Below are 12,582 nucleotides of genomic sequence, written 5' to 3'. Positions count from 1 at the left end.
GCCGTTGGGTGCACCATTACACAGAACCATAGATGGAACTATACCGAGTTCGTTTTCTCACAGTACCTTGTCACGTGCGGCAGTTTCAATCGAAACTAGAGGACTATGGGCGCAGGCTCAACAAAAATCCACCTTTTTGGCAAGTTGGTTTACATGTCAGCAACGACGGAGTTCGAAAAACGGCTATTGATTTCTATCCAACTTTGGGTTGACGAAAGCGTGTAACGGCGCGGAGCGGGTGCTAATCAAATTCGACAGAACCACGTGATCCGAAAACAAACGTGCCCTGGTTGAAGGTTGAGACCGCCTGGAGTGGCTTTCGTACTCGCGACCTTTGGGATTGCGGATCACTCTACATTGTGATAAAATGGAAAAAATACTGCGGTTTGGGGTGTGAGGCTAATGTGCGCAGAAATAAATAAAAAGGCAGAAAAGCAGTTTGCGCTTAAAGATAAGGAAAATTGTAAAATCTATCTGAGAAAAATAATCACTACAGCAGTGCTGTGCTTCCGCTCATTGGAACGCTTCATAGAAAATGGACGGAGTACACTCGAAAGTTGCAAAACATCAGGTACGAATACTATTTCATACTTGGTGTATTCTGATATGCTTCGACAGTTCAACAGCGTCGAAGTATATCTTCTCAATATATTTGGCGATTTACAAGAATCCTCAGTATCGTATATCAAATATCGCCAACTAATTAAGAAAATGCTGAAAAAGGGCACCGCCGCCTTACAGTTAGTCGAATTAACAGATGAAGAAGAAGAGACATTAGTCCACTTTAACAGAACAAGGAACTGGGTGAATCATATTCCTGAATCCATGTTGGTGGCAGAGCAAGATTTGATTTCAAAAGGAATAGCGGCACCCGAATCGACAAATCCTATTGAGGTATATTTCTACAATCATTGTACCGTGGAATATTTCGAAGATTTGGTAAACAGCTATTCACGATTATATGATGCAGCGACAATGTTATTGAATGCTGCACACCGTGACTACGATGCCCTTCTTGGGCAAAAATCCGAGATAAAGCGCGTCTTTATTGATGATATTAGAGATATTCAACACCTTGAGGCAGCAAAAAAGTCTGCTTCTGTGCAAGGACTAGTACATCAAGAAAAGCAAAATCATGAATAGGCACATATTACCGTGATTCTAGCACCCGAATACACCCAAGTGCCCAATGGCATCGGCGGAACTTAGGTATCTGAATATAGGTGGGCACTTGAGCAAGTCATAAAGACCCTTATTTGGGGAACTAGGCAGCGACACAGAAAAAAGTACTTTATGGCCACTGACCGCATCCGTCGTTTCATGAAGAACCATTGCCGGCAGGACATCCGCGAACGGTTTTCACGCTCCTTAGGTTTCAGCCCGTCCAGTTAAGTTACGGATGGCATCGAGCCTGTTTGACACTGATATTTAATCAAATATTAATATTACCATATTGACATTATTTTATTTCAGTAATATAGTATAATATATAGTATAAAAAGAGCGAAATGAAGTGCAGAATATGACTAATCAAACCAAAGAAGAGATAGCAAAAGCAATATCAAAGTTTTTTCTTGAACAGGTTTCTTCATATGGAGAGAAAATTCGCAGCTTATTAGATGAATACAAAGACCAAGAAACGCTACTTAGAGATGCTTTTCGGGAAGTTATTTCATGGTGTGATGACGAAGTCAGAAATAATTCTAGTCTTAGTCATCAACAAAAAGTAGACCTTAAAATGCGAAAAATTCAGTTAATCAAAGAACTAAATCATCAACTGGGAAAGCTTAAATTCATTAGGTGGTTTGGCAATATGGCATTAATGGCGGGTATAGCACTATTGGTCTATGGAGTATATACGTTGCTAAACAATTCATCGTCCGATAATGCTAATATTAGCGACGATACAGATAACCATTTAAATCTACCCCAATGATAATGAGCGGCACTTATGGCCTTTAAATAACGGCACACTCTGCAATGGAATGTGCCGTTTCTCACCTTACTTGATCTCAACTTCCTGCCCGTCCTTGAACACAAACCGGATGCTGCTTTTTGCCGATACCCACACCCGCTCCACCGTGCCATACCACAGCGTCTCATCGAATTCGGTGATCAGGTCGGCCTTCCGAAGTGTCTGGAGGTATGTCATGATCTTACTGCGCTTGGCGGTCATCTGGGTTTTCTGGGCCGTGGCCTCGTCAAGCTGCTGCCGGATTTCCACGCATTGCGCTATGTATTCCTCCTGATCCGGCGCAGGCCGCTGCATGAGTTCAGATACCACGCTGAACTCGGCCTGCAACTTGCCGATCTGCTTCGATAGGCTGTCAAGCTCCTCTTGCCGGTTCAACGCCTTCTCGCAGAGGTCGATGATTTCGGCCTTGCTGCCAACCACACGGTTGATCGCCTGCACGAAGGCCGCCTGCATTTCCTCGGTGTGGACCAGCGGCGTCTGGCAGAGCTTTTCATGTCGATACTTCGCATTGCATTGCCACACCACCTTCTTGTAGCAATCCGTGGAATGCCAGGTCTTGCTTCCGTACATGCCGCCACAGTCCTCGCAGTAGATGTACCCGGAGTAACAATGCGGCGTATAGAACCGATGCGGGTTCTCTTTCCGGCGCTGCATCTCCGCCTGCACGGCATCGAATTTCTCCGGCGGAATGATGGCCGGGTGGCTGCCTTCCACGTAATACTGCGGCACTTCCCCAGAACTCCCCCGATAAGGTACTATTTTAAGAAGATTGTAGTCTGCCCCCGATTCCCAAAGTTTTTTTGCTTCCGGGAAGACAGCTAGGTGCGGCGACAATTAAGAAAGACTTAGAAGGCATCACCCTCACGTAAACCCGAAGCGGCGCTCATCGCTCCTCACGATCCGACACCTAAATCTGCCCATGTCGGCAGCAAAACGCCTACCGAAACCGGTGAGCATTCTTAGTAAGAACTAATGTCTATTCGTGGCGTCGTTGGCGTCATAATCATCGTAACGTCATCGATCCGCTCAAAAGTTTTGCTGAAAAACAAAAAGATATTGACATATGCCCGAAATCAAGTATAATGGAAATTGAAAGGGGCATATGCCCATAAAGGAGGTGAAACGATATGCCAGGAAGAGATGGAACCGGGCCGATTGGCGCGGGCTCCATGACGGGCAGAGGCGTGGGTCTCTGCACGAGCGGCGTTACGGGGTATGGAGCAGGCCGCGGTCTGGGTTTGGGCCTGGGCTGGAGGCGAGGCTGCGGGCGAGGACTCGGAAAACAATCTGGTCCAATGAACCTGTCGGACGACGTTTCGCGCAAGGAGCTTCTTGCCCAGCAGAAGCAAGCGCTCGAAAGCAGGCTTGAGATGGTCAACAAGCAGCTCGAAACCCAGTAGAAGACGACGTGGGGAGAGGGTACATCCCTCTCCCATTCGTACGTCAGGACATGACCGCATGTGATATGGAAGAGAGGTGAAATCATGCCAAGGCCGAGAAAATGGCGGAAAGTATGCCGCCTTCCGGAGAGCAACCAATACGGCCCGCTGAACGCCGAGTTGCCCGAACAGGAAGCGTTTGTCGTGATGTCTGTGGACGAATACGAGGCGATCCGCCTGATCGACCTGGAGAATTTCACGCAGGAAGAGTGTGCGGATCAGATGAACATCGCCCGCACGACCGTCCAGCGCATGTACAGCGATGCGCGACGCAAAATTGCCGAATCGCTGGTTCACGGGAGGATCCTCAAGATCGAAGGCGGCGAATACCAGCTGTGCGACGGCCTGGAGGATACTTGCCGCTGCGGCGGCTGCCACAGGCACCGGTGCGGCAGAAGGTTCTAAAACTGATACCCTGAATTTTAAAGAATGCGGAGAGAGAACGAATGAGCACAGAATGCACCCACGAATGCTCTTCCTGCGGCGAGAGCTGCTCCGAGAGAACAGAATCCTTTGATTTCAGCGCGAAGGCCAACGAATTGTCCCATGTGAAGAAGGTCGTCGCCGTCGTCAGTGGCAAGGGCGGGGTTGGCAAGAGCCTGGTCACGTCGCTGCTGGCCGTGCTGGCCCGGCGCGCGGGCTATCGTACCGCGATCCTGGACGCGGACATCACCGGCCCTTCCATCCCGAAATCCTTCGGTTTGGCGCAGCGGGCGGAGGGCTGCGAGGCGGGGCTCCTCCCGGTCCGGACGAAGACCGGGATTGAGGTCATGTCGCTGAACCTTCTACTGGACAACGACACGGACCCGGTCGTCTGGCGTGGGCCGATCATCGCGGGCACCGTTAAACAGTTCTGGACGGAAGTGATCTGGGGCGACGTGGATTTTATGTTTGTCGACATGCCGCCGGGGACGGGCGACGTGCCGCTGACGGTGTTCCAGTCACTGCCGGTGGACGGCGTGGTGGTGGTCGCCTCGCCGCAGGAATTGGTGGGCATGATCGTCGAAAAGGCGGTTCGGATGGCGGACATGATGAAGATCCCCGTCCTTGGCCTCGTCGAAAACATGAGCTACATGTTCTGCCCAGACTGCGGAAAGCAGCTCAAGCCCTTTGGCGAGAGCCGCGCGGACGACATCGCGAAGCGGCATGGCATCCCATCCGTAGCGCGCCTACCGATCGACACGAAGCTCGCCGCCGCCTGCGACAAGGGCATGATCGAACTGTTTGACGGCAATTGGCTCGACGGAATGCTCAGCCACCTAGAAAAGGCGATGGATATCCCGAACTGAATCTGCCATCATCGAAAATCTGTTGGGGAGGATTGCAATGAAGATTATCGTTCCGGTCAATGAAGACAAGACGAGCGTCTGCCCGTCCTTTGGGCGCGCGCCGTTCTTCAGCATTACGGATACCGCAAACGGCAGGTCGGAGGTCGTCGAAAACACAGCCGCCACCAGTGAGGGTGGCGCGGGTATCCGCGCGGCGCAGGCTGTTCTGGACCTGAGGGCGGAGGCGCTCATCGCACCCCGGCTTGGTGAGAACGCGGCGAACGTGCTGAGGACCGCGGGCGTCAAGCTCTACGAGCCGAAGTTTGACGGCGTAGAAGCCAACGTGGGCGCGCTGCTGGCGGGCTCTCTAAAGCCGCTGACTGCCATCCACCCAGGCTTCCATCACGGGGGCAACCAATGAAGATCGCCATCCTCAGCGGCAAGGGCGGAACCGGCAAGACGTTGGTGGCCGTCAACCTTTCCGCGGTCGCGGGGCGCTGCACCTACCTGGATTGCGACGTGGAGGAGCCCAACGGGCATCTGTTTCTGAACCCGGAGAACCTGTCCCGTACGGAGGTATCGGTCTACAACCCGCTAATCGATCCGGATAAATGCCTGGGCTGCCGCGTCTGCGTCCAGTTTTGCCGCTTCGGCGCGCTGGCGTTTGTGAATGGAAAGCCGCTCTTGACGCAATCGGTCTGCCACGGCTGCGGAGGCTGCGCGTATTTGTGCCCCGCCAAGGCGATCACGGAAAAACCTCGAGGAATCGGCGTGATTGAGCGAGGCACACACGGCGAAATTGACGTGCGCACCGGCATCCTGAACCCCGGCGAAGTCAGCGGCGTTCCGATCATACGCGAGCTGCTGGCGATGCCGCACGCGGACGCTTCGACCGTCTTCGTCGATTGCCCGCCCGGCACCGCGTGTACGGCGATGGAATGCGTGCGCCAGGCCGACCTTTGCGTGCTGGTGGCGGAGCCCACTTTATATGGGGCCCACAACCTCGCAATGGCGGACGAACTGTGCGAAGCGTTCCAGAAGCCGCGGGTCGCGGTGCTGAACAAGTGCCTGGAGGGCGCTCACAACCCGTCGGAGGCGTACTGCGCAGCGCAGGCCATCCCCATTGTGGCGCGCATCCCGTTTGACGAGGCGCTGGGCAAGCTGAATTCCCTCGGCCTTATCGCAACGGGCCAGTTGCCCTGGGCCAAATCGCTGTTTACCGATCTCCACGACCGGCTCAGGAAGGAGGCCGCCCGATGAAACAGCTTCTCGTGCTCAGCGGCAAGGGCGGCACGGGAAAAACAACCGTCGCCAGCGCGCTGATCCGCCTTGCGGATGCGGTGCGGTTCGCCGACTGCGACGTCGACGCGCCCAATCTGTACCTGACGGTTTTCGTACCGCCGGAGAAATCGGAGGAAGATTATCATGGCCTTCCGAGGGCTGTGATCGATCCGGGCGAGTGCGACCACTGCGGTCTTTGCGCATCGCTGTGCCGGTTTCAGGCGATCATCCGCGAAGAAGACGGCCACTACAAAGTCGACTCCGCCGCCTGCGAGGGCTGCGCGCTGTGCGAAGTCGCCTGCGAATCGCGCGCGATCTCCATGCAGCAGGCGGTCACTGGCCGCCTGATGGGCTTTCGGGGTGGCGGCAAATTCTTCTCGTCCGCTCAGCTGCGCATGGGCAGCGGGAACTCCGGGAAGCTGGTCTCGGCGGTCAAAAAAAGGCTGAAAGGCGCCGGGGCGGTGGGCCAAGTCGCGGTCATCGACGGTTCACCCGGCATCGGTTGCCCGGTCATCGCCTCCGTGAGCGGCGTTGACCTGGTGCTGGTGGTGGCCGAGCCGACGCTCTCCGGCATCAGCGATCTGGAGCGCATCCTCAATACCGCCTTCCAACTCGGCGTTAAGTGCGCGGTCTGCGTCAACAAAGCGGACGTTAACGAAAAGATCGCCGACGGCATCGAAGAATTCTGCGCGAAGGTTGGACTTCCGTTTGTCGGCTGCATTCCATACGACGTGCGCGCCGTGGAGGCGGTGAACGCGGGCGCAGACGTCATCGGATATGGTGGCGAGGCGGCGGAAGCGATCAAAGCAATGTACCCTCGGATCACATCACTGCTTGAGGATTGCGAGGTGAAAGCGTGAACGTTCGCGTGCTCGTTGAGGACACCAGTCCTTCCAGCGAAACCCCAAGTGAACACGGCCTGAGCCTCTACATTGAAACGCGAAACCATAGACTGCTTTTCGATTTTGGGCAGAGCGGCCTGTTCCTTGAGAACGCCGAGAAGATGGGCGTGGACGTGGACGGGGTGGATCTGGCGATTCTGTCTCACGGGCATTACGACCACGGCGGCGGCATCGCCGCGTTTTTCCAGCGCAACAAGAGTGCTGAAGTTCTGGTTCAGGAGCGCGCCTTCGAGCCGCATTTCTCGATCCGCGCTGGGGGACAGATCGCGGACATCGGGCTGGATCCTGCGCTCGAGCGAAATCCGCGGGTAAGGAAGATGCGCGGTGCTCAGGCGCTGGACGATGAGCTGACGGTCTTCTCCGGGGTTCAAGGGGGAATCCTCTGGCCGCCTGCCAACCGGACGCTCCTCATGGAGGCACCGGGCGGCCATGCGCCCGATGACTTTCGCCACGAGCAGAACCTGATCGTCACCGAGGACGGCGAAGACGTGCTGTTCACCGGTTGCGCCCACAACGGGATCGTGAACATCCTTGAAGCGGCCTGTGCATTGCGCGGCAGGCCGCCCCGCGCGGTGGTCGGCGGGTTTCACCTGGTCTTGAAGGAAGACCCCGACGGCGGGGATGCCGCGTTCGCCGCGCAGGTAGCGGAGGCGCTCGGGGCGTATGGCACCGACTATTATACGGGTCACTGCACCGGGGAGGGCGGCGTCCAATTGCTCAGGACGATGATTGGCCCCCGCGTCCATTGTTTGTCAACCGGACTGGTGTTCAACCCATAATTGGTTTAGGAGGAAATGTTATGAAAATTGCGGTACCCAGTAGCGGGAAGAGGATTTGCGAGCACTTCGGACACTGCGAGAACTTCAACCTTTTCGAGGCAAAGGATGGCGTCATCCTCTCGGAACAGTCCGTTCCGAACCCGGGCCACAGGCCGGGCTTTCTGCCGAACTTCCTGGCCGACATGGGCGTGACGGTGGTGGTGGCGGGCGGCATGGGCGGCGGCGCGGTCACGATCTTCGAGGAGCGCGGTGTCCAAGTGGTCGCCGGTGCGTCCGGCGACGCGCGGAGCGCCGTGGAGCGGTTCTTGAAGGGCGAACTGAAGTCTTCGGGTGAAATCTGCCACGAGCACGCCATGGGAGAACACGGCGAAAACTGCTAAAGAGATGAAGGGGACGGCCATGGGTGTAGGACTGTTTACGGATCAAGTGCTTGATCACTTTACCAATCCGCGCAATGTCGGAGCGCTTGAGCATCCGGATGCCGTTGGGACAGTAGGCGACCCTGTTTGCGGAGATTTCCTGGAATTGCATCTTGAGGTCCGCAATAACGTCATCACCGACGTGCGCTTCAAGGTGCGTGGATGCGTGGCGGCCATCGCTACCAGCAGTATGACGACGGTCCTGATCAAGGGGAAGACGCTTGAAGAAGCGGTGCTCGTGACGAATCGGACCATCTCCGATGCGTTGGGTGGACTTCCAGAACATAAGATGCATTGCTCTATTCTGGGCGCAACGGCTATACGCAATGCCATTGCCGATTACCGTTCAAAGTGTGAAAGGGGTCAGAGTATGACGACGGAAGCTGCGAAAAAGACCTGCTTGCAGCCGGTGCCCAAGGTTCTGGTTTCCTGCCGCGACCGGGAGGGACGCGACAACGCGCTGGCGGTCGCCTACTGCTGCAATTGCAGCTATGATCCGCCAATGGTGATGGTGGGAATCGTGCCCAGCCGGCACTCGTACAATATCGTGAAGGAGACCGGCTGCTTTGTGGTGAATCTGGTGCCCAAGGCGTACGCTGAAACCTTCTTCGAACTGGGCAAGCGCAGCGGGCGGGATGAGGACAAATTCGCAAATCTCCATGTGAAGACGGAGAACGGTGTCAAAGTTAATGCACCGCTCCTATCCGATTGCCCGGTGAACATTGAGTGTACCGTGGTGGATTCCATCCTGACCGGTTCTCATGAGATGTTCGTTGGGCGCGTGGAGTACGTGCACGCGGACCCATCGTTGGTTCAGGAGGACGGCACAATTGACTTTTCAAAGCTGAATCTACTATAATTTCCCTGTAGGAACAAAAAGGCGCGTCCGACCTGTTTCTCCCGATGAAGCCCAACGAAAATTGGACGAAGAGAGGTGGTCTGGTATGAGGAAGTTCGTTTGTTCTGTCTGCAGCTACGTCTACGACGAGGCCGCGGGCGCTCCGGAAACCGGCGTTGCGCCGGGTACGAAATGGGAGGACCTGCCCGACAATTGGGTCTGTCCCGTCTGCGGCGCGACGAAGGAGGAATTTCGGCCGCAGGCAGCCGACGTCAAGCCGGTGGTGAAAGCGGTGGCGCGCACTGAACACCACAGCGGGGATCTCCGCGAACTGACGGCCATCGAGAAGAGTGCGCTCTGCTCGAACCTCGCGCGCGGCTGCGAGAAGCAGTACAAGCCGGTGGAGGCCCGCCTGTTCGTGGAGTTGGCGGAGTACTTCAAGGCGGCCGCCGTACCGGCGGAAGGCGCGGATTTTTCGAAGCTGGCAGAGTTGATCGAAAAGGATCTGGACGAGGGCATCCCGGGGGCCAACGCGGTTTCGTCGGAGGCCAAGGACCGCGGCGCGCTCCGGGCGCTGGTGTGGAATGAGAAGGTGACCCGCATCCTGAAGTCGCTGCTCGCCCGCTATGGCGGCGTGAACGCCTTGCCGGACGACGCGGGCGTGTTTGTCTGCACGATCTGCGGCTTTGTGTACGTCGGGGAGAACCCGCCGGAGCTTTGCCCGGTCTGCAAGGTGCCCGGCTGGAAATTCGAGAAAGTGGAAGGGAGGTAGGCATTATGGTCGCCGTTAGAAACATCAGGCTCTGCACCAAGGATTGCCTTTGCCTGTACGTCTGCCCCACCGGGGCGACGGATACCGAGAACAGCGTCATTGACATAGCAAAATGCACCGGCTGCGGTGTGTGCGCGGCCGCCTGCCCGTCCGGCGCGATCTCGATGGTGCCCCAGGAATACCCGCCGCAGCAGCCGAAGGCCGAACCGGTCACACTGGCGCTGCGCGCGCTCCTTCGCAGCAAGGCCCGGCAGGAGGCCATTGCCGCCGCCCTGCCCGGAAAACTCGCCGCGGCGGTGGAGAAGTCCAGCCGCATCATGGCGGAGGACCTGATCCGGGAATCCGGCTACATGCTGCCGCAGAGCGCCAACGCGCATGAATTCCTGACCTCGCTGCTCGCCTCGCCCCAGCCGGAAGGTTTCCCGGACTATGCCGTCAGGATGCTGTTGGACAAGATCGAACCAAACGAGAAAACGGAGGAAAAACCGATGGAGAAATGGAAATGCTCGGTATGCGGATACGTCCATGAAGGCCCCATGCCCGACGACTTCACCTGCCCCCGTTGCAGGCAGCCTCGCAGCGCCTTTGTAAAGCTCGAGGAGAAGCCCGCTGCCGCGAACAATTACGCCGGCACCAAGACCGAGAAGAACCTGGCGGATGCCTTCGCCGGAGAGAGCCAGGCCCGCAACAAGTACACTTATTTCGCTGAGGTCGCAAAGCGCGAGGGCTTCGAGCAGCTGGCGGAGATCTTCCTCAAGACCGCGGGCAACGAGAAGGAGCACGCGCAGATCTGGTTCGAGGAGCTGGGTCACCTGGGAAAAACCGCCGAAAACCTTCTGGCCGCGGCCGAGGGCGAGCACTATGAGTGGACTGACATGTATGAGCGGTTCGCGAAGGATGCCGAGGCGGAGGGCTTCCCCGAGCTTGCTCAACGCTTCCGCCGTGTGGCGGCCATCGAGAAGTCCCACGAGGAACGGTACCGCGCGCTGCTCAAGAATGTGGAGATGCAGCGGGTGTTCGAGAAGGGCGAAGAGGCCATGTGGGAGTGCCGCGTCTGTGGCCATCTTATAATGGGTAAAAAGGCCCCGGCAATCTGCCCGGTCTGCAAGCACGGCCAGAGTTTCTTCGAGGTCCGGAAAGAAAACTACTAGTGGTTCTACCTGGTATATAAAATCCGGTAGTGGTAATATTTTGAGCAAAAAATAGCGGCATCTTCCAAAGAAAATGGAAGATGCCGCTATTCTGTCTTTTCCAGTTCGCCGATAATGTTGTACACAATCCTTACCGTCTGATGCTTCTTGCCTTCGATCCGTTCGAGCGGCCCCACGACGATCCTGTTGATAAAGGTCGCCGAAAGCTCGTGGGTGAGTTCCGAAATGTCGGTGAACCGCCTGACGAGGGCGAGGAACCTGTCTGCGCTTTCCGCTTTCTTCTTCTGGCTGTCGATCTCTGTTTTCAACTTGGTCGACCGTTCGTTGAGGGCCTTTTGCTCCGTTTCAAACTCCGAGAGCATTTTGGCGAACCGTTCGGCGGGCAGCAACCCTCGTATCTTGTCCTCGTACATTCCGCTGATGATTCTGTCAATCTCGGAGATTCGAGCGGTCGCCTTGGCGTACTCGGCTTGAGCTTCCCGAAACGCGCTCTCTTCGGACTTTTGAATCTGGCGTTCCACCATTGCCACGAATTCAGGCTCATGTTCCTTGGCGAAAGCTGTCACGCTCCGGATATCGTCCAGCACCAGTTTCTCCAACGCAACCCTCGTAATGCGGTGGGAAGTGCATGTGAGCTTATTCTTGTATCGGCTGCAATTATAGTATTCGTTGGTCGCCTTGATTGAGACCGCTCGCGTGACATGGAGCTTTGAGCCGCAGTCGCTACAGTAGATCAGCCCGTTGAGGGGAGCCATCTCGCCCAGCCTGTTTGGACGGCGTTTGCCGTTCTCACGAATGCGCTCCGCTGTCTTCCAGGTTTCCTCGTCAACGATGGGTGCTTGCGTGTTCTTCGTGATGATCCATTCGTCTTCCGGTTTGTGTATGACTCGCTTGTCCTTGTAGGAGCGCGTGGTCATCTTCATGCTGACCGTATGCCCAAGATAATCATGCCGGCTGAGTATATCGCCAATTGCCGTGTGGTCCCAGAGATGCGGGAACTGCGTCGTGCTGAAGCCGCCGTTAGGGTTCAAGCCGAGTTCCGCCTTGCGGACGCAGGGGGGCGCAACGCCGCGCTCGTTGAGAACCCGGGCAATTCCGAAACGTGAGTTGCCGCCGATGTAGAGGGAAAATATCTCCCTGACCACCTCGGCGCACGGTTCGTCGATGATCCAGCGCTTCTTGTTGTCGGGATCCCTCATATACCCAAACGGAGGATAGCCCGACAGGTGCTCACCCGCCAACGCCCTTGACTTCATCACCGCCCGAATCTTCTTTGATGTGTCTTTCGCGTACCATTCGTTGATGATGTTGCGGAATGGCGTGAAATCATTGTCGACGCGCTCGCTATCGACGCCGTCGTTGATTGCGATGAAGCGAACGCCGGCATCGGGCAGAACGACCTCTGTGTAATAGCCGACTTTCAGGTAGTCGCGCCCAAAGCGGCTCATATCCTTGACGATAAGCGTCGCGACGTTGCCATCGTCCACTTCGGCGAGCATTGCTTGAAAGCCCGGACGGTTGAAAGTTGTGCCGCTGATGCCATCGTCCACAAAAAACTTCGTGTTGAGGAAGCCGTGATCGGTAGCGTACCGCGCGAGCATTGTCTTTTGGTTAGCGATGCTATTACTGTCGCCTTGCATCGCGTCATCGCGAGAAAGGCGACAATACGTTTCTTATCCGGAACAACACCTGCTCCATTAGCCTTGTTCCTTTTTTCAAATGTGCGCAAAATATTTAACCTTACGGTGAGAATCCCCC

The 12,582-nt window shown here is 56.2% G+C and carries 15 protein-coding genes and 1 pseudogene; 13 read left to right on the top strand and 3 right to left on the bottom strand.

Annotated features, from left to right (window positions below):
* Positions 1-402: 402 nt before the first annotated feature.
* Both ACH6CV_RS12570 and ACH6CV_RS12565 read left to right on the top strand, forming a co-directional pair.
* Positions 403-1,143 carry a hypothetical protein gene (locus ACH6CV_RS12570; RefSeq protein WP_456358547.1) on the top strand — a complete coding sequence of 247 codons (741 nt, stop codon included), beginning with the start codon at positions 403-405 and terminating at the stop codon, positions 1,141-1,143.
* Between the two features lie 379 nt (positions 1,144-1,522).
* Positions 1,523-1,936, top strand: coding sequence for a hypothetical protein (locus ACH6CV_RS12565; protein ID WP_456358546.1), 414 nt, complete (start codon positions 1,523-1,525; stop codon positions 1,934-1,936).
* Positions 1,937-2,002: 66 nt separating this feature from the next.
* Here ACH6CV_RS12565 and ACH6CV_RS12560 read toward each other — a convergent pair whose 3' ends face one another.
* Positions 2,003-2,704 (bottom strand): recombinase zinc beta ribbon domain-containing protein, encoded by a 702-nt coding sequence (locus tag ACH6CV_RS12560; RefSeq protein ID WP_456358545.1) that lies wholly within the window; start codon positions 2,702-2,704, stop codon positions 2,003-2,005.
* Between the two features lie 398 nt (positions 2,705-3,102).
* On the opposite strand from ACH6CV_RS12560, the gene ACH6CV_RS12555 reads away from it, so the two are divergent.
* The 11 genes from ACH6CV_RS12555 to rbr all read left to right on the top strand — a co-directional run bounded on the left by ACH6CV_RS12555 (position 3,103) and on the right by rbr (position 10,824).
* Complete coding sequence (locus tag ACH6CV_RS12555; protein WP_456358544.1) at positions 3,103-3,375, top strand: DUF5320 domain-containing protein; 273 nt, start codon at positions 3,103-3,105, stop codon at positions 3,373-3,375.
* Positions 3,376-3,459: 84 nt separating this feature from the next.
* On the top strand, positions 3,460-3,819 hold the full coding sequence (locus ACH6CV_RS12550; RefSeq protein ID WP_456358543.1) for a DUF134 domain-containing protein: 360 nt from the start codon (positions 3,460-3,462) through the stop codon (positions 3,817-3,819).
* Positions 3,820-3,860: 41 nt separating this feature from the next.
* Positions 3,861-4,703, top strand: coding sequence for a P-loop NTPase (locus tag ACH6CV_RS12545; protein WP_456358542.1), 843 nt, complete (start codon positions 3,861-3,863; stop codon positions 4,701-4,703).
* Between the two features lie 37 nt (positions 4,704-4,740).
* Entirely contained in the window at positions 4,741-5,103 is a 363-nt protein-coding gene (locus ACH6CV_RS12540; RefSeq protein ID WP_456358541.1) for a NifB/NifX family molybdenum-iron cluster-binding protein, read from the top strand.
* Positions 5,100-5,942 (top strand): 4Fe-4S binding protein, encoded by an 843-nt coding sequence (locus ACH6CV_RS12535; RefSeq protein WP_456358540.1) that lies wholly within the window; start codon positions 5,100-5,102, stop codon positions 5,940-5,942. Before ACH6CV_RS12540 ends, ACH6CV_RS12535 begins: the two co-directional genes overlap by 4 nt.
* Complete coding sequence (locus ACH6CV_RS12530; protein ID WP_456358539.1) at positions 5,939-6,823, top strand: nucleotide-binding protein; 885 nt, start codon at positions 5,939-5,941, stop codon at positions 6,821-6,823. Before ACH6CV_RS12535 ends, ACH6CV_RS12530 begins: the two co-directional genes overlap by 4 nt.
* Positions 6,820-7,644: an MBL fold metallo-hydrolase gene (locus ACH6CV_RS12525; RefSeq protein WP_456358538.1), complete on the top strand. Its 825-nt coding sequence runs from the start codon at positions 6,820-6,822 to the stop codon at positions 7,642-7,644. Before ACH6CV_RS12530 ends, ACH6CV_RS12525 begins: the two co-directional genes overlap by 4 nt.
* Positions 7,645-7,664: 20 nt before the next feature.
* Positions 7,665-8,024: a NifB/NifX family molybdenum-iron cluster-binding protein gene (locus tag ACH6CV_RS12520; RefSeq protein WP_456358537.1), complete on the top strand. Its 360-nt coding sequence runs from the start codon at positions 7,665-7,667 to the stop codon at positions 8,022-8,024.
* A 19-nt stretch (positions 8,025-8,043) separates the two neighbouring features.
* A complete protein-coding gene (locus ACH6CV_RS12515) occupies positions 8,044-8,922 on the top strand; it encodes an iron-sulfur cluster assembly scaffold protein (RefSeq protein ID WP_456358536.1) in 879 nt (292 codons plus the stop codon).
* Between the two features lie 85 nt (positions 8,923-9,007).
* Positions 9,008-9,673 (top strand): rubredoxin, encoded by a 666-nt coding sequence (locus ACH6CV_RS12510; RefSeq protein ID WP_456358535.1) that lies wholly within the window; start codon positions 9,008-9,010, stop codon positions 9,671-9,673.
* A gap of 5 nt (positions 9,674-9,678) precedes the next feature.
* Positions 9,679-10,824, top strand: coding sequence for a rubrerythrin (rbr, locus tag ACH6CV_RS12505; protein WP_456358534.1), 1,146 nt, complete (start codon positions 9,679-9,681; stop codon positions 10,822-10,824).
* Positions 10,825-10,910: 86 nt separating this feature from the next.
* Here rbr and ACH6CV_RS12500 read toward each other — a convergent pair whose 3' ends face one another.
* Both ACH6CV_RS12500 and ACH6CV_RS12495 read right to left on the bottom strand, forming a co-directional pair.
* Positions 10,911-11,579 (bottom strand): DUF4368 domain-containing protein, encoded by a 669-nt coding sequence (locus ACH6CV_RS12500; RefSeq protein WP_456358549.1) that lies wholly within the window; start codon positions 11,577-11,579, stop codon positions 10,911-10,913.
* A 45-nt stretch (positions 11,580-11,624) separates the two neighbouring features.
* Positions 11,625-12,479 (bottom strand): annotated as a pseudogene (locus ACH6CV_RS12495) (recombinase family protein); the annotation flags it as partial.
* Positions 12,480-12,582 lie beyond the last annotated feature (103 nt).

The sequence above is a fragment of the Anaerozeibacter quisquiliarum genome (genome assembly GCF_051162045.1).
GTDB classification, from domain to species: Bacteria; Bacillota; Clostridia; order Christensenellales; family Aristaeellaceae; genus Anaerozeibacter; species Anaerozeibacter quisquiliarum.
Note: the sequence above shows the minus strand (reverse complement) of the source record. Positions and strands in the feature narration are given on the sequence as shown.